The organism is Nonomuraea turkmeniaca, assembly GCF_005889735.1.
Classification (GTDB): Bacteria; Actinomycetota; Actinomycetes; order Streptosporangiales; family Streptosporangiaceae; genus Nonomuraea; species Nonomuraea turkmeniaca.
The window spans coordinates 1-16239 of the sequence record NZ_VCKY01000239.1 but is presented as its reverse complement, the minus strand read 5'-3'; the positions used below and the strand labels follow the sequence as shown (position 1 = coordinate 16239).

The window sequence follows — 16239 nt, the reverse complement described above, 5'->3', positions numbered from 1 at the left end:
GCTCGGGGGTGAGCGGGGACGGCCGGCCCGTCGCGAGGGCGATGTCCCAGGCGTGCACGGCGGCGTCGAGACCGCACGCCGCCGAGCCGGACCACGGGGACATCTTGTGCGGCGGCACCGGCGTCGACACGTCGGCGTCGTTGCGGTCGACGCCTGCCCACGCCCTGGCCGTGCGCGCCAGGGCGTCCTCCATGAACGCCGACGGATCTCCTTCCAGAACGCCCGACGGGTCGAACGGGTCGAAGCTGGGGCCGGGCTCGCCGGTCAGCGCGGCGGCGAAGCCGAGCTGGTCGCCTACGGCGTGCTGGAAGACCTGGGTGACCGTCCAGCTGGAGCAAGGAGTGGGCAGGTGCCAGCCGTCCGCGGGAACGGCGCGGACCGTCGTGCGCAGTGCCTCGTGTGAGGCGTCCAGGACGTCCCAACCGCTGGAGATTACGGCTCCGCTCATCGGAGTGCCCCCTTTCGTGGTGACTCTCACTCTAGCAGAACGGAATGATTTGTTCCATAGAATCTCGCGGTTCACACCAGCAGGCGGGTGAGGACGCGGGTGCCGAACTCCAGGCCCTCCACCGGCACCCGCTCGTCCTTCCCATGGAACATCCCAAAGTAGTCCAGGTCGGGCCGGAGCATGAGCGGCGCGAAACCGTACCCCTTGATGCCGATCCTGGCGAACGACTTGGCGTCCGTGCCGCCGCTCATCACGTACGGCACCGGCCGGGCGAGCGCGTCCTCGGCCACCAGCGCCCCGGCCAGCTCGTCGAAGAACGCCGACGGGTACGGCGCCGCGGGCGCGTCCTCCAGGTTGACGAACTCGCGGGTGATCTTCGGCCCGAGCAGCTCGTCGATCGTCGCGAGGAACTCCTCCCGCAGCCCCGGCATGTAACGCCCGTCCACGTGCGCCTCCGCCGTCGCGGGCACCACGTTGACCTTGTAGCCGGCGTCCAGCATCGTCGGGTTCGCCGAGTTGCGGATCTGGCTCTTGAACAGGCCGCCGAGCGGTCCGAGCCGGACGGCCTCCGCGTCCAGCCGGTCCAGGTCGATCGGCTGCCCGGTGATCTCCGACAGGTTTTCGAGCAGTGCCGCGACCGACGGCGTCAGGCGTACCGGCCACTGGTAGGAGGCCACCCGCGACAGCGCGTGCACCAGCGTGGCGACCGGGTTGTCCACCGGGGGACGCGAGCCGTGCCCGGCCACGCCGTGCGCGGTGAGCTTCATCCAGGCGGTCCCGCGCTCGCCCACGGCGATCGGGTAGACACGGTGCCCGCCGGAGGCCACGCTGAAGCCGCCGGACTCGCTGATCGCCTCGCTGACGCCGTCGAACAACTCCCGGTGCTCACTCACCGCGTGCCGCGACCCGTAGTCGCCGGTCGCCTCCTCGTCGGCCAGGAACGCCACCACGAGGTCCCGCTTGGGCCGCACTCCCTTGACGGCCAGGTCGCACACCGTCGCGAGGGTCATCGCGCACGAGCCCTTCATGTCGACCGCGCCCCGGCCGTACACGCAGCCGTCCACGATCTCCCCGGAGAACGGGTGCATCCGCCACTCGGCCGGATCTGCGGGCACCACGTCCAGATGGCCGTGGATCAGCAGCGCGTCGGGGGAGTCGCCGTCGATCCTGGCCACGACCGTGGTCCGCTTCGGCGCCGACTCGAACACGACCGGCTCCAGGCCCGCGTCGGCCAGCAGTGTGGCGACGTACTCGGCCGCCGGGCGCTCGCCCGATCCCGGATTGGTGGTGTCGAACCTGATCAGATCCGAGCAGATCTCGGCGACGCTCTTCACGTTCTCCCCTTCAACTTCAGCGGCGGCACCTCGGGTGTCTCCATGTCGAAGATCAGCCCGTAGAAGGCCAGCTCGGCCTCGAGCGCCGCGACGATGGTCTCCTCCCTGCGCCAGCCGTGCTGCTCGCCGGGGAAGGTCAACAGTGCCCACTCTTTGCCATGTTTGTCCAATTCGGCGGTGAAGCGTTCGGCCTGCGCGACGTCCACGATCGCGTCCTCCAGGCCGTGCAGCATGAGGCACGGGCCGGACGCGCGGGCGGCGTTCAGCAGGGGCGAGCGCTCGGTGTAGCGCTGCCGCGTCTCGGGCAGCGGGCCCACCAGGCCGTCCAGGTAGCGGGACTCGAAGTCGTGCGTCTCGGCCGCCCAGCTCTCCGGGTCGGTGATCGCGTAGTGGGCCACTCCGCCCGCGAACACGTCGCTGTGCACGAGCGCCGCCACCGTGGTCCATCCGCCGGCGCTGCCGCCCCGGACGGCGAGCTTCGCGGCGTCGGCGCGGCCCAGCTCGACCAGGCCGCGGGCCACCTTGGCGCAGTCGCTCACGTCCACCACGCCCCACTGGTGGCGCAGCCGCTCCCGGTAGGCGCGGCCGTAGCCGGTGGAGCCGCCGTAGTTCACCACGGCCACGCCGATGCCGCGGCTGGTGAAGTAGGAGATTTCCAGGTCGAGCACCATCGGCAGGTGCATGGTGGGACCGCCGTGCACGAAGATCACGTACGGCCCGGGGCCCTTGACCCCGGACGGCGGGTAGAGGTGCGCGTGCACCCCCTCGATCGTCACGGCCTCCGGTGTGGGCAGCAGGGCGCGGTCCGGCAGCGGCTTCTGGGCCGACACGACCTCGCTCCCGCCCCCGTCGAGGTCGACCAGGGTCACCTCCATCGGCGTGTACGGGGTCGCCTGCACGGCCGCCGCCCTGCCGCCGGCCACCGAGATGGTCGCGGACCAGTGGGTGGCCGAGCCGCCGATCTCCCGTAGCTCACCGGTGTCCGGGTCGAGCACGCCGAGGTGGCGGCCGTCGCCCGTGCCGTAGATCACGGCCAGCCTGCCGTCCTCCGCGACGGCGAAGTACGTCAGCCCCGGCTTCCACGCCGCGTCGCCGAACTCCAGCTCCATCGGCGTGAGGTTACGGCCGGGGGAGCCGTCCACGTGGACGAGGTGGATGTTCCACCAGCCGGTGGGGTCGGTCGCCGCGTACAGGGAGCCGTCGTCACGCCACTCGGCCTGCGTGACCGACTCCTGGGGACCACCGGCGACCACGCGGTGCTCGCCGGCCGTGCCGTCCGCGCGCAGCGGAGCCACGCACAGCTCGGTGCCGTCCCAGGGCATGTTCGGGTGATTCCAACCGATCCAAGCGACATATCGCCCGCCAGGCGAAATGCGGGGATTCATCAGGAAATGGTGGGCTTTGGCGATCACCTTGAGCGGACCGCCGTCCAGCGGCACCGCGACGATGTCCCGCACGTCGTCCGTCTCCCGCACGGCCCACACCTCGTCCCTGCCTGGCGGGAGGTAGAGGTCGGCATAGCGCGAGGGGCCCTCGGGGCTGATCGGCACGGGCGGCGCTGCACCAACCGGGCCGTCGAGCCGGTAAAGGCGCTGGTCGGCCCAGTTCGTGAAGACCAGCCCGCCGCCCGGCAGCGGTCGCCAGGAGCGGCCGCCGTACTCGACCACCCGGTTGCGCGCGTTCCACCCCGGGGGCAGCACGTCGGTACGGGTGCCGTCGGGCAGCCGGCGCACGACGCACCGCCTGCCGCCCTCATGCGGGCGCGGCTCGTCCCACCAGGTCTCGACTCCGGCGGGCGTGGCCACCGCCTCCACCCACAGAGGCCTGCCGTCGGTACGGGCCACGTCGATCGGTCGAATGCTCAAAACAACTCACCAATTGCCGTCGGTACAGAGAGGAAGAGGGTGCCCCGGCGGATGCAGCACGTACACGATGCCGCCGCTGCCCGAGCTCCTGAGCCACACGTTCTCGAACGCCGCCCGCGGATAGACCCGCCGGACCTCGTCGTCGCGCGGCGCGGCGGGGTCGTTCACGACGACGTCGCCCCCGGCCGTGACGCCGGCCACGACCAGGATGTGCCCGTTGGTGGAGTAGCAGGAACCGGGCAGCTCGCGGGCCTTGAACGACTGCGACGTGATCACCGGGATCCCGGCGCGGACGAACAACTCGAGCTCCGCCGCCGACCGCAGCCGGGTCACGAACCCCGCCAGCCCGTACCGCCCCGCGTACGCCACGTTGAACGGCCAGTTCCCGGTGCCCTGGTAGCTCTCGTCGTACGTGCCCATGGCCGCGTGGTCGACGATCGGCGCCGGATCGCCCGCCCCCACCCAGTCCAGCTCGCGGAGCTCCGGGCCGCGGCCCCAGTAGCCGAGCACCATGGCCACCGACGCCGGGCTGCACCAGTTGGCGCCGCCGCCGTCGAGACGCGGATGGTGCCCCGCGTGCGCGTGTTGCGAATACCGCGGCACCGCCAGCTCCACCGGCTCCGCCGCGACGCGCTCGCTGGGCGCCATGGATCGCTGCGGCACGGCCGAGGCCATCACGCCGAGCCCGGTGACCAGGGCGCCCGCGCCGTGCCGGGTGATCCGCACCTGGTACGCCACCACCGGCCGCCTGGCCACGAACGTGTCCACCGCCACGTCCCCGTCCTCGTCGCCCTGCCCCGGCACCGACGTGCGCGGACTGCCGTGTTCGGACCATCGCCCCATCACGTACCACTTGGTACGGGCCCCTGACGCGGCCCTGGCCCGAAGCGCGACCTCGATCCACGCACCCGGCGGGGTTCGCGCCGTCCACGAGGCCACGAGCTGGGTGGCGGGAAAACCGATCTCGCGTTCCTCGCTCGTCCACACGTCCTCAGCCGTGCCGGGCACGGCGAAGCGGAAGAAGGAGACACGGGCCAGATCGACGGCGAGCACCAGGCATATTCTGGTTTCGCACTTCATGTCGCACATCGGATGGTTTACGTACCAGCCGGATTGTGTCGGTGAAGATCTCTATCGTGCGGGGCATGACTCAAGCGGTACAGGCATATTCCTACGCCGGGCCCTCCACGCTGGCCGGCGGCCGGCTCGGGCTCTCGACCTCGGGCGGCACGGCGTTATCCGGCCCGCAGACCCACCCCAGGTTCTTCAGCGGGCTGCTCACCCAGGCGGCCCCGGCCGCGGCCGGGCTGCTGGCCGTGGCGGACGCGGCGCTCACCCGCTACCACCAGCCCCGCCCCGGCTGGACCCGCGACCCGGTGGTGACCTGTGACGGCGGGCGGCTGAGGTTCGAGTCGTTCTCGGCCTGCGGCGGCGTCTACGCCCGGCTCGACGTGCTGGAGCTCGACGGTGACGTGCTGGACCGGGGCACCACCAACGTCGACGTCAACGGGCCGCTGCGCGAGGCCCTGGCCAGGGTGGGCGGCCGGGACCCGCTCCACCTGGGCGTCGGGCCCGACGAGCTGACGGTCACCACGCTCGACGGGGCGGTCGTGGAGAAGAAGGTGCCGCTGCCGTCGCGGTGGTTGCGCGGGTTCGCCGAGGTGCAGGTGATCGCGGCCGGGTTCGACCTGCGGGCCGAGCTGGCCGGGCCGCACGCCGTACGTTTCCTGCGCTCGCTGCCGCGCGGCGCGCGTTCCACCGTCTGGGCGGTGCCCTCCGGTCGTGACCTGCGCGTCTCCTCCGGTCCCGCGCGCGGCGGCGTCTGCCTGTCGGGCACCGGGCGGGTGGCGACGCTGATGCCGCTGCTGTGCTTCGCCAGGAAACTCCGCGTGTACGGCCCCGCCGACGGCACGGCCAGCGCGTGGGAGCTGGAGCTGCCCGGGATGCGCTACACCCTCGCCATCTCGCCCGAGCCGTGGCGCGGCTTCTCCGGCGAGGGCGCCGTCCTCGCCGACCTGGCCACCGACGAGGCCGCCGGGGACGCCGACGTGGTGGGCATGCTGCTCAACTTCGAGCCCACGGTCGAGCTGGGGCTGCTCGCCGACCGCTCCGGCCTGACGATCGAGCGGGTACGCGCCGCGCTCACCCAGCTCGGCACCGCCGGCCGCGTCGGCTATGACCTGCACGAGGCGGCCCATTTCCACCGGGAGCTGCCGTACGACAAGGAGCAGGTCGCCCAGCTCAACCCCCGGCTGACGGCGGCCCACGCGCTGGTGGAGTTGGGCGCCGTGCGGCTGCTGGGCGACGCGGCCGAGGTGACGACCGACGGCGGGGTGCGCCGCGTGCGCATCGAAGCGGGCGAGTGCACGTGCCCCTGGTGGTTCGACCACCGGGGGTCGCGCGGGCCCTGCAAGCACGTCCTGGCGGCCAGGATCGCCGCCAGGGTGGCCGTCGAGGTGACCACATGACCTCGATCGGCGGCCCGGCGCCTCCACCGCACCAGACCTAAGGCCCGGCACCCACGGCCCGGCCTAGAGGTACAGGCCCGTGGACTCGTCGCTCGCGGCGGGGGTGATCGCGCGGCCGGAGCGGATGGCGTACAGCTCCGCGAGCGTCGCCCCCGACGCGCCCACGCCCTCCGACGTGCCGAGCCACGCGACGGCCTCGTCCCTGCTGAGCGCGCCGACCTCGAGCTGCGCCAGGCAGCGGCCCGGGCGGATGACGGCGGGGTGGAGCCGGGCCAGGTCCTCGTTCGTGGTGATGGCCACCAGCACGTCGCGGCCCTGCCCGAGCAGGCCGTCGGTCAGGTTGAGCAGGCGCGACAGGCCTTGGCCCGCCTGCGCCTTGGCGCCCGCGCTGATCAGCTCGTCGCAGTCCTCCAGGACGAGCAGCCGCCACCGCTGCGTCTCCTCGTCGTCGGAGTCGTAGCCGACCGCCACCTCCATGAGGTAGCCGGGCTCGTCGAACAGGCGCTCCGGGTCGAGCACGCAGTCCACCTGGCACCACTCGCGCCACTGCTTGGCCAGCGTGCGCAGCAGCGTCGTCTTGCCGGTGCCCGGCTGACCGTGCAGGAGGATGAGGCGGCCGTTGACGTCCCCAGGCGTGACCGACATCAGCTTGTCGATGGCCGGGCGCACCTTCCCCGGGTAGTTTCCGCTGATCTCGGACCAGGGCTGCGCGGTGATCGGCTTCTCCGAGCGGGTGCCGCCGTGCATGCCGCGCCACCAGAAACCCATCTCGACGTGGTCGGCCTCGGGGACCGCCTCTTCCGCGCCGTCGATGCTCTCCTGGAGCACGGTCTTGGCCAGCTCCTCGGTCTCCGCCGTCACGCTGACCATCGCGGTGCGGTTGCGGTGGCGGATGACCCGCAGGGTCCAGCCGTCGCCGCTGATCAGCCGCGACTCCGAGCCGTCCTCGACACGCGCCGTGCGCAGCACCCGGCCGCTCGCGGGGGCGAGCGGGGCGTCGGGGCGCACGCGCTCCAGATTGGCCAGGCGGGACCAGGGCTGGGCGCCGGTCGCGAACGGCGACAGCGCCAGCGCGTCGATCACGTCGATGGCGGAGTCGGCGTCGTCGAGCCAGATGTTCATCGGCAGCTCGGAGGAGTCCGGGCTCGGGAACGGCACCTCCCTAATCACAGACATACCGTCAATGATCTAGGCCTCCACGTCCGATGTCGAAGGGTTTTGGCGGTGGTTCTCGCTGAGCGTACCGGTCTGCGATGCGGGGCCGGGGCACACTATGGCCGATACGTTACCTGTCGCCGTGCGGAAGTGAAGATCGCCCCGGTACCTTGGTGCGCTGGGTTAAATCACTCCTTTCACGGAGGTATCGGGGAAAGTGTCGAAAATCACGTTCCGTGAGCGGACGCGGTACTGGTTCGACAACACCATGTCCAAGGGCACCGCCTCGCTGATCGGCTGGCTCGCGGTGGTGTCGGTGGGGTTGATCGTGGTCGTGGCCGCGCTCACGCTCTGGCTGGCTCCCGGCGAGCCGTCGGGGGTCGGGCACGCCGGGGAGGTGCTGTGGATCGCCCTGATGCACGCTCTCACCCCGAGCAAGGTGGCCAGCGACAAGGGCTCGATCGCGTACATGGCCGTGATGTTCGCCGGTTCGCTCGGCGGCCTGTTCATCGTCAGCATGCTCGTCGGCCTGCTGTCGAACGGGCTCAAGCAGAAGGTGGACCGCCTGCGCAGGGGCCGCTCGCGGATCGTCGAGTCCGATCACACGGTCGTGCTCGGCTGGTCGGACCAGGTGTTCACGATCGTGGGCGAGCTGGTCAAGGCTCACGCCAGCCAGAAGCGCTCCGTCATCGCCGTGCTGGCGGAACGTGACAAGCTGGCGATGGAGGAGGCCATCCGCGAGCATGTCGGCGATTTGGGCCGCACCCGGCTGGTGTGCCGCACCGGACGGGCCACCGAGCCGCGCGACCTCGCGCTGATGAACCTGAGCACCGCCCGCTCCGTCGTCGTGCTCTCGCCCGAGGGCGAGGACCCGGACGCGCACGTGATCAAGATCCTGCTCGCGCTGGCCAAGCGCACCGGCACTCACCCGCCGGTGGTCGCCGCCCTCGCCTCCAGCCGCAACATCGCCGCCGCCCGCCTGGCCGGCGGCCCGGACGTGCACCTGGTCGACTCCGACGACACCGCCTCCCGGCTGATCGTGCAGTCCTCGCGCCAGTCCGGCATGTCCGTGGTCTGCATGGACCTGCTGAACTTCGACGGCGGCGAGATCTACATGCGCACCCCGAAGAAGCTCGTCGGCGTCACGTACGGGGAGGCGCTGCACGCGTACCAGACCGCCTCCGTCATCGGCCTGCGCCGGCCGTCCGGCGTGGTGCTGAACCCGTCGTCCGACACCGTGATCAACGCCGACGACGAGATCATCGTCATCGCGCACGACGACTCCCACGTCCGCCTGGCCGCCGGCAAGCCGTCCCTGGACGAAGCCGCCATCGTGGCGGCCGGCCGCCGTGCGCCCGAGCCCGAGCGCACGCTCCTGCTCAACTGGAACGGCCGGGCCGAGCAGATCGTCCGCTACCTCGACGCGTACGTGGCGCCCGGCTCCGTCCTGGAGATCGCCGCCGACCACCCCAAGGCCGGCACCGGCCTGGCCGGGGTGCTCAACCTCACCGTGAACGTCAAGGACTGCGACACCACCGACAGGTTCGCGCTCGAGTCGCTCGGCGTCGGCCTCTTCCAGCACGTCATCGTGCTGTCCGACGACCGCTTCGACGCGCACCACTCCGACACGCGCACGCTCATGACGCTGCTGCAGCTCCGCGACATGCAGAGCACGCTCGGCGAGCACTACTCGATCGTCAGCGAGATGCACGACGAGAACAACCGCGCCCTGGCGGAGGTCACCGAGGCCGACGACATCGTGATCAGCGACACCGTCATCGGCCTGCTCCTCGCGCAGCTGGCCGAGAACAAGCACCTGGCGGACGTGTTCGGCTACCTCTTCGACTCACGCGGGTCGGAGATCTACCCCCGCCCGGCCGGCACCTACGTCACGACGGGCACGACGGTGACGTTCTCCACCGTCGTGGAGGCCGCCCGGCGCAGGGGCGAGACCGCCATCGGCTACCGTGACTCCGCGGCACGTAACCACCCGCCGCACTACGGCATCGTGCTCAACCCGAGCAAGTCCGAGCCGATCGTCCTCGGCGCGCGCGACTCGGTGATCGTCCTGGCCGAGCGCTGAGGCGTACTACCGTTTGCTTCGTGAGGACCATCGACTGGGTCGACGGCGCCGTCGAGCTCGTGGACCAGACGCTGCTGCCCGACAAATGCGTGATGCTCCGCGTCCGCACCGTGGACGAGCTCGTCGACGCCATCCAGCGGCTGGCCGTGCGGGGCGCGCCCGCGCTCGGCGTGGCCGGCGCGTTCGGCGTCGTGCTGGCCGACGGCGACCAGGCGCAGATCGCCAGGCTCCGCGCCGCCCGGCCCACCGCCGTCAATCTCGCCTGGGGCGTCGACCGGGCCGCCGCGCACCTGCCCGAGGGCCGCGAGGCCGTGCTGGCCGCTGCGCTGCGCGTGCGCGACGACGACATCGCCGCCTGCAAGGCCATGGGGGAGCGCGGCGCCGACCTGCTCGAAGGCGAGCGGCTGCGGATCATGACCGTGTGCAACACCGGCGGTCTGGCCGCCGTCGAACGTGGCACCGCACTCGGCGTCGTGCAGACGCTGCACGAGCGCGGGCGGCTGGCCGAGGTGCTCGCGCTCGAGACCCGGCCCCTGCTGCAGGGCGCCAGGCTCACCACCTGGGAGCTGGGCAGGATGGGCGCGCCGCACCGGCTCATCGCCGACTCGGCGGGCCCGTACCTGCTGGCCCAGGGCGAGGTGGACGCGGTGCTCATCGGCGCGGACCGCATCGCCGCCAACGGCGACACCGCCAACAAGATCGGCTCGTACGCGCTCGCGCTCGGCGCGGAACGTGCCGGGGTGCCGTTCATCGTGGTCGCGCCGGAAACCACCATCGACCAGGCCACGCCCTCGGGCGAGCACATCAGGATCGAGGACCGGGGTGACGAGGAGATCGTGTCGTTCTGGGGCGTCCGGGTGGCGCCCGAGGGCACTCCGACGCTGAACCCGGCCTTCGACGTGACCCCCCATGACCTGATCACCGCCATTGTGACGGACAAGCGAGTGATCAGGCCTTAGGAAACCAAATCTCCGAACTCCCGGACCTGTCCGCTTAGGCCGCGTTACGCTCGGTGGTCCCGACGACTCCCGGAGTTCACCGTGGCCATTGACCTGGTGTTACGGCGCGACTGGAACGCTCGCGCGCCGCGCGGCGACTACACCCAACTTGACTCGACCAAGGGCGTGAAGGTCCACTACACGGGCGGCCGGGTCAATCCGGGCATCGTCTCCGACCACGACGGATGCGTGTCGCTCGTCCGGTCCATCCAGGCCCATCACATGGACGGCAACGCCTGGATCGACATCGGATACTCGTACGTGGCCTGTCCGCACAGGAAGGTGTTCGAGGGGCGCGGGCTGCACCACCTGCCTGCCGCGAACGGCCCGGGGCTCAACGCCGGCCACTACGCGGTGCTGGGGCTGGTGGGCAACTCGGGCCTGGTGCAGCCGCCGGACGGGGTGCTGCACGCGATACTCGACGCGGTCCAATACGTACGCGACCGCGGCCACGCCGGCAAGGAGGTCAAGGGGCACCGCGACGGCTACTCGACCGACTGCCCCGGCGACCCGCTCTACGCCTGGGTGCGGCGGGGCGCGCCGCGGCCCGGCGGGAGCACCCCGCCGCCGACGCCCCCGGACACGCCGCCCTTTCCCGGGCGGCTGCTGAAGTATCCCCCGGTGATGCGGGGCGAGGACGTGCGTACGTGGCAGCGGCAGATGCGTACGCGGGGGTGGGAGCTGGACGTGGACGGCGCGTACGGCCCCGGGTCGCGTGACGTGTGCCGCGGGTTCCAGCGGCAGCAGGGGATCGAGGACGATGGGATCGTGGGGCCGCTCACGTGGCGGCTGGCCTGGGAGGCCCCTGCCCGCTGACCGGGCGACCCGGGGTTACTGGTCACCTGGCATTGCGCCTACTATCCGAATCATGGAACTGGCAGCGGGGTTCGAGCCCACGACCCGGGACGGCTGGCGGGCGCTCGCGGTCGAGGTGCTGCGGAAGTCCGGGATCGAGGCGGGCTCGCCCGAGGAGGCCCTGTCCAGCGACACGTATGACGGGCCGGCGGTGGCGCCCCTCTATGACGTGGACGACCTGCCCGGGGATCCCGGCCTGCCCGGCGTGTCGCCGTACGTGCGCGGGTCGCGCGCCGTGTCCGGCTGGGACGTGCGGCAGCGGCACGCCGTGCCCGACCCCGAGGCGGTGCTGGCCGACCTGGAGAGCGGCGTCACCTCGTTGTGGCTGGTCGTCGGGGACGGCGCGATCCCGGTCGGCGCGTTGGAGACGGTGCTCGCGGACGTCTACCTCGACCTGGCGCCCGTCGTGCTGGAGGCCGGCGGGCTGGCGCGCCCGGCCGCCGAGCAGCTCTTCCGGCTGGCCGCCGCGCGAGGTGTCGCGATCAGCGGCAACCTGGGGGCCTCGGGCGCCGTGGGGGCGGAGCTGGCGCTGCGGTGCGTCGCCGAGTTCGCCGGACTGCGGGCCGTCACCGTGGACGCCACCCCGTACCACGACGCCGGCGGCAGCGACGCCGAGGAGCTCGGCTGCTCTCTCGCGCGGGGCGTCGCGGAGCTGCGGGCACTCACCGGCGCCGGCCTCTCAGTTGAGCAAGCGCTAGGGCAGATCGAGTTCCGGTACGCCGCCACCGCCGACCAGTTCGCCACCGTCGCCAAGCTGCGGGCCGCCCGGCGGTTGTGGGCACGGGTCGCCGAGGCCTGCGGCGCGGCCGCGCACGGGGCGCAGCGGCAGCACGCGGTCACCAGCTCCGCCATGATGACCGCCCGCGACCCCTGGGTGAACATGCTGCGCACCACGGTCGCCTGCTTCGCCGCCGGAGTGGGCGGGGCCGAGGCGGTGACCGTGCAGCCGTTCGACGCCTGCCTCGGGCTGCCGGACGCGTTCTCGCGCCGGATCGCCCGCAACACGCAGTCGCTGCTGCTGGAGGAGTCGGGGGTCGGCCGGGTGATCGATCCGGCGGGCGGCTCCTGGTACGTCGAGCGCCGCACCGCCGATCTGGCCGAGCGGGCATGGGCGTGGTTCCAGGAGATCGAGGCCGCGGGCGGCGCCGACGCGGCCGCCGGTCTGGTGTCCGACCGGATCGCCGCCACCCGCGGCCGCCGGGCCGGCGACATCGCCCACCGCCGGTTCCCGATCACCGGGGTCAGCGAGTTCCCGAACCTGGGCGAGAAGCCCCTCCGCCGCACTCCGCCCCGGGCCGCGTCCGCATCGCCGTCCGCCTCCGGCCTGGCGTGGGAGGCGCACGCTGCGCCAGGCGAAGCGCCGAGCGGCGAAGGCGGGCTGCCGAAGGTGCGCTACGCCGAGGAGTTCGAGGCGTTGCGGGATCTCGCCGACGCCCAGCCGGAGCGGCCCAAGGTGTTCCTGGCCACCATCGGACCGGTGGCCGCCCACACCGCGCGGGCCGCGTTCGCCGCGAACCTGTTCCAGGCGGGCGGCCTGGCCACCGAGACCGCGGGCCCCGGCGCCGATCCCGAGCAGATCGCCACCGCCTTCGCCGTCTCCGGCACGACCGTCGCCTGCCTGTGCTCGAGTGACAAGCTGTACGCCCAGCACGCCGCCGCCGTCGCCGCCGCCCTCAGGAAGGCCGGGGCGAGAAAGGTGTGGCTGGCGGGGAAGGGGCAGTACGACGGCGTGGACGCCACCCTCCACGCGGGCTGCGACGCGCTGCGCGTGCTGCGCACGGCCTTCGACGACCTGGAGGTGACCCGATGATCCCGGACTTCTCCGGCATCCCGCTCAACCCCCTGCCCGAGCGGGGGACGCGGGAGCCGAAGCCCGAGGGCGAGGTCTGGGAGACGCCCGAGGGCATCGCGGTCAAGCCGCTCTACACGGCCCAGGACCTCGAGGGACTGGACTTCCTGCGGACGTATCCCGGCGCGGCGCCGTACCTGCGCGGCCCGTACCCCACCATGTACGTCAACCAGCCGTGGACCATCCGCCAGTACGCCGGCTTCTCCACGGCCGAGGACTCCAACGCCTTCTACCGCCGCAACCTCGCCGCCGGCCAGAAGGGCCTGTCGGTGGCCTTCGACCTGGCCACGCACCGCGGGTACGACTCCGACCACCCGCGCGTGGCCGGCGACGTCGGCATGGCCGGGGTGGCGATCGACTCGATCTACGACATGCGGCAGCTGTTCGACGGGATCCCGCTCGACCGGATGTCGGTGTCGATGACCATGAACGGCGCCGTGCTCCCGGTGCTGGCGCTGTACATCGTGGCCGCCGAGGAGCAGGGCGTCACGCCGGAGCAGCTGGCCGGGACCATTCAGAACGACATCCTCAAGGAGTTCATGGTCCGCAACACCTACATCTACCCGCCGGCGCCGTCGATGCGGATCATCTCCGACATCTTCGCCTACACCAGCGAGAAGATGCCGAAGTTCAACTCGATCAGCATCTCCGGCTACCACATCCAGGAGGCCGGGGCGACGTGTGACCTGGAGCTGGCGTACACGCTGGCCGACGGCGTCGAATACCTGCGGGCCGGGGTCGCGGCCGGGATGGACGTCGACAGGTTCGCGCCGCGGTTGTCGTTCTTCTGGTGCATCGGCATGAACTTCTTCATGGAGGTCGCCAAGCTGCGCGCCGCGCGGCTGCTGTGGGCGAAGCTCGTCTCCGGATTCGCCGCGAAGAATCCGAAATCGCTGAGCCTGCGTACCCACAGCCAGACGTCCGGGTGGTCGCTGACCGCGCAGGACGTGTTCAACAACGTCGTACGCACCTGCGTCGAGGCCATGGCCGCCACCCAGGGCCACACGCAGTCGCTGCACACCAACGCCCTCGACGAGGCGCTCGCCCTGCCCACCGACTTCTCCGCGCGCATCGCCCGCAACACCCAGCTCCTCCTCCAGCAGGAGTCCGGCACCACCCGCCCGATCGACCCCTGGGGCGGCTCCTACTACGTCGAGCGCCTCACCCACGACCTCGCCGAACGCGCCTGGGAGCACATCCAGGAGGTCGAGGCCGCGGGCGGCATGGCCAGGGCCATCGAGGCCGGGCTGCCGAAGCTGCGCATCGAGGAGGCGGCGGCCCGCACCCAGGCCCGCATCGACTCCGGGCGGCAGCCGGTGATCGGCGTGAACAAGTACCGCGCCGAGAGCGACGAGGCCATCGAGGTGCTCAAGGTCGACAACAGCGCCGTCCGCGCCCAGCAGCTGGAGAAGCTGGCCAGGCTCAGGGCCGAACGCGACGACGTCGCCGTGCGGCACGCGCTCGACGCGCTCACCAAGGCGGCCGACAACCCGGCGCCCGGCCTGGACAACAACCTGCTCAAGCTGGCCGTGGACGCCGCCCGCGCCAAGGCCACGGTGGGCGAGATCTCCGATGCGCTGGAGCGGGTGTTCGGCCGGCACGCCGAGCAGGTCCGTACCATCTCAGGGGTGTACCGCGACGAGTCCGGCCCCGCCGCCAACATCGAACGCGCCCGCCAGGCCTGCGCGGACTTCGAGCGGGCCGAGGGCCGCCGCCCGCGCATCCTCGTGGCCAAGATGGGGCAGGACGGTCACGACCGCGGCCAGAAGGTGATCGCCACCGCCTTCGCCGACCTGGGTTTCGACGTCGACGTCGGACCGCTGTTCCAGACGCCCGAAGAGGTCGCCAGGCAGGCCGTCGAGGCCGACGTGCACATCGTCGGCGTCTCCTCGCTGGCCGCCGGGCACCTCACGCTGGTGCCGGCGCTGCGCGCGGCGCTGGCCGACCTCGACGCCGCCGACATCATGATCGTCGTGGGCGGGGTCATCCCGCCGGGCGATCACGACGAGCTGCGGGCCGCGGGCGCCGCCGCGATCTTCCCGCCGGGCACCGTGATCGCCGACGCCGCGCTCGATCTGCTGGAGGAGCTCAGAGGCCGTCACACAGCGTGACCGTGGTGGACCGCTGAATGGTGACCGGGGAGGTGATCCGCAGGGTGACGCGGTGCGTGCCGCCGCTCGTGCCCGTGAGGTTGCGCGGAGAGGTCAGATAGCGCCGGCCGTCCTCGGCGATGACCGCGGAGGAGCGGGCGACGGGGGCGCCGTCGATGAGCCAGGTGTAGGCGAACGTCAGCGGCGCGCCGGTCCGCGCCACCATCGCCTGCAGCGTCACCTCACTGCCCGCCCAGCAGTCGCCGTTGGGCGTGCCGCTCGCCCGCACGTAGGCGACCCTGAGCCGGCCGGCGGCGGGCGTGGTCTCGGCGGTGAGCGTGGTCTCGGCGGTGGGCACGATGCTGGGCGTGCCTTCGGCCTGCGGGGTCGGTCTGGCGGTACGGGTCCGCTGGGTTCTGGTGGGGGTGGGGGACGCCTCGGTGGGCGTGCCGGTGGCGCTGGTCACCGTCCGAGCTCCGTCGGCCTTGGAGGTGGGCGTCGTGGGGGTGAGCCACACGATGGCGGCGGCCAACGCCAGGACGGATACGCCGGACGCGAAGGCGATCATCACGGTCTTCACCAGCCGCCGTCCGGACCGTTTCTGCACCTTGCCGGCGGTTCCGGGCTGACCCGCGACCAGGATGTCGACAAGGGCCGGATGTCCGCCGGTCGGAGGTCCGCCGGTCGGAGGTCCGCCGACCGGAGGTCCGCCGGTCGCGTCTCCGGCGGTAGTGGCGCGCCCGTCCTGGGCGGGGAACTCGGCGGCGGCCGGTGGCGCGTCCACGGGAGCCGGCAGCACGAACGGGGACTGGCCGTGGTGGGAGGCGGCGGGCCGGCGCGCCACCGGCGGCCGGTGCGGTGCGGCGGCTTCCACCGGGTCGGGGCGCGGTGCTCCGCCGGCGTGCCCGGCGGAGCGTTGCGACGCCTGCTCGGCCTCGGCGCCAGGTGCGGGGTCCCGGTGGTGGCCGGCCATGTCGGACGGGGTGTCACGGTGGGCGTCGGGGCCTGATGCGGCGTCGTGGCGGACGGCCGGGAGGGGCGCGGTTTCGCCATACGAGGCGGCGACCGTACGGAGGTGCTTGTGCGTCCACTCT

The 16239-nt window shown here is 72.2% G+C and carries 11 protein-coding genes and 1 pseudogene; 6 read left to right on the top strand and 6 right to left on the bottom strand.

Going from position 1 to position 16239, the window contains the following annotated elements; all coding sequences use genetic code 11:
* The 4 genes from ETD86_RS43985 to ETD86_RS43970 form a co-directional block, all read right to left on the bottom strand.
* Nucleotides 1-448, bottom strand: a 448-nt coding sequence (locus ETD86_RS43985; RefSeq protein WP_138672573.1) for a maleylpyruvate isomerase family mycothiol-dependent enzyme, incomplete at its 3' end; no start/stop codon positions are given.
* A 71-nt stretch (nucleotides 449-519) separates the two neighbouring features.
* The gene (locus tag ETD86_RS43980) at nucleotides 520-1782 is read right to left on the bottom strand and encodes a M20/M25/M40 family metallo-hydrolase (RefSeq protein WP_138672572.1); all 1263 of its coding nucleotides are present in this window, start codon (nucleotides 1780-1782) and stop codon (nucleotides 520-522) included.
* A complete protein-coding gene (locus tag ETD86_RS43975; RefSeq protein ID WP_246149204.1) occupies nucleotides 1779-3647 on the bottom strand; it encodes a dipeptidyl-peptidase 5 in 1869 nt (622 codons plus the stop codon). Before ETD86_RS43975 ends, ETD86_RS43980 begins: the two co-directional genes overlap by 4 nt.
* 6 nt (nucleotides 3648-3653) lie before the next feature.
* A complete protein-coding gene (locus ETD86_RS43970; protein ID WP_246149201.1) occupies nucleotides 3654-4700 on the bottom strand; it encodes a C39 family peptidase in 1047 nt (348 codons plus the stop codon).
* A gap of 92 nt (nucleotides 4701-4792) precedes the next feature.
* Here ETD86_RS43970 and ETD86_RS43965 point away from each other — a divergent pair, with 92 nt between their 5' ends.
* The gene (locus ETD86_RS43965) at nucleotides 4793-6115 is read left to right on the top strand and encodes an SWIM zinc finger family protein (RefSeq protein WP_138672571.1); all 1323 of its coding nucleotides are present in this window, start codon (nucleotides 4793-4795) and stop codon (nucleotides 6113-6115) included.
* 63 nt (nucleotides 6116-6178) lie between these two features.
* Here the strand turns inward: ETD86_RS43965 and ETD86_RS43960 are convergent, their stop codons facing one another.
* Nucleotides 6179-7291 carry a DUF5925 domain-containing protein gene (locus ETD86_RS43960; protein ID WP_138672570.1) on the bottom strand — a complete coding sequence of 371 codons (1113 nt, stop codon included), beginning with the start codon at nucleotides 7289-7291 and terminating at the stop codon, nucleotides 6179-6181.
* Between the two features lie 196 nt (nucleotides 7292-7487).
* Between ETD86_RS43960 and ETD86_RS43955 the strand changes: the two genes are divergently transcribed.
* The 5 genes from ETD86_RS43955 to scpA all read left to right on the top strand — a co-directional run bounded on the left by ETD86_RS43955 (nucleotide 7488) and on the right by scpA (nucleotide 15166).
* Nucleotides 7488-9353 (top strand): CASTOR/POLLUX-related putative ion channel, encoded by a 1866-nt coding sequence (locus tag ETD86_RS43955; RefSeq protein WP_138672569.1) that lies wholly within the window; start codon nucleotides 7488-7490, stop codon nucleotides 9351-9353.
* A 20-nt stretch (nucleotides 9354-9373) separates the two neighbouring features.
* The gene (mtnA, locus tag ETD86_RS43950; protein ID WP_138672568.1) at nucleotides 9374-10312 is read left to right on the top strand and encodes an S-methyl-5-thioribose-1-phosphate isomerase; all 939 of its coding nucleotides are present in this window, start codon (nucleotides 9374-9376) and stop codon (nucleotides 10310-10312) included.
* Between the two features lie 81 nt (nucleotides 10313-10393).
* Nucleotides 10394-11167, top strand: coding sequence for a peptidoglycan recognition protein family protein (locus ETD86_RS43945; RefSeq protein ID WP_138672567.1), 774 nt, complete (start codon nucleotides 10394-10396; stop codon nucleotides 11165-11167).
* Nucleotides 11168-11219: 52 nt separating this feature from the next.
* Nucleotides 11220-13016 (top strand): methylmalonyl-CoA mutase subunit beta, encoded by a 1797-nt coding sequence (locus ETD86_RS43940; protein WP_138672566.1) that lies wholly within the window; start codon nucleotides 11220-11222, stop codon nucleotides 13014-13016.
* On the top strand, nucleotides 13013-15166 hold the full coding sequence (scpA, locus tag ETD86_RS43935; RefSeq protein ID WP_138672565.1) for a methylmalonyl-CoA mutase: 2154 nt from the start codon (nucleotides 13013-13015) through the stop codon (nucleotides 15164-15166). Before ETD86_RS43940 ends, scpA begins: the two co-directional genes overlap by 4 nt.
* Here the strand turns inward: scpA and ETD86_RS56005 are convergent.
* Nucleotides 15144-16239, bottom strand: a pseudogene (locus ETD86_RS56005) (hypothetical protein); the annotation flags it as partial. The gene scpA and the pseudogene ETD86_RS56005 sit on opposite strands and share 23 nt — an antisense overlap.

Bases quoted from the DNA above. Each gene is read 5' to 3' on its own strand.
- scpA (WP_138672565.1), top strand. From the start codon at position 13,013: ATGATCCCGGACTTCTCCGGCATCCCGCTCAACCCCCTGCCCGAGCGG.
- ETD86_RS43940 (WP_138672566.1), top strand. From the start codon at position 11,220: ATGGAACTGGCAGCGGGGTTCGAGCCCACGACCCGGGACGGCTGGCGG.
- ETD86_RS43965 (WP_138672571.1), top strand. From the start codon at position 4,793: ATGACTCAAGCGGTACAGGCATATTCCTACGCCGGGCCCTCCACGCTG.
- ETD86_RS43960 (WP_138672570.1), bottom strand. From the start codon at position 7,291: ATGTCTGTGATTAGGGAGGTGCCGTTCCCGAGCCCGGACTCCTCCGAG.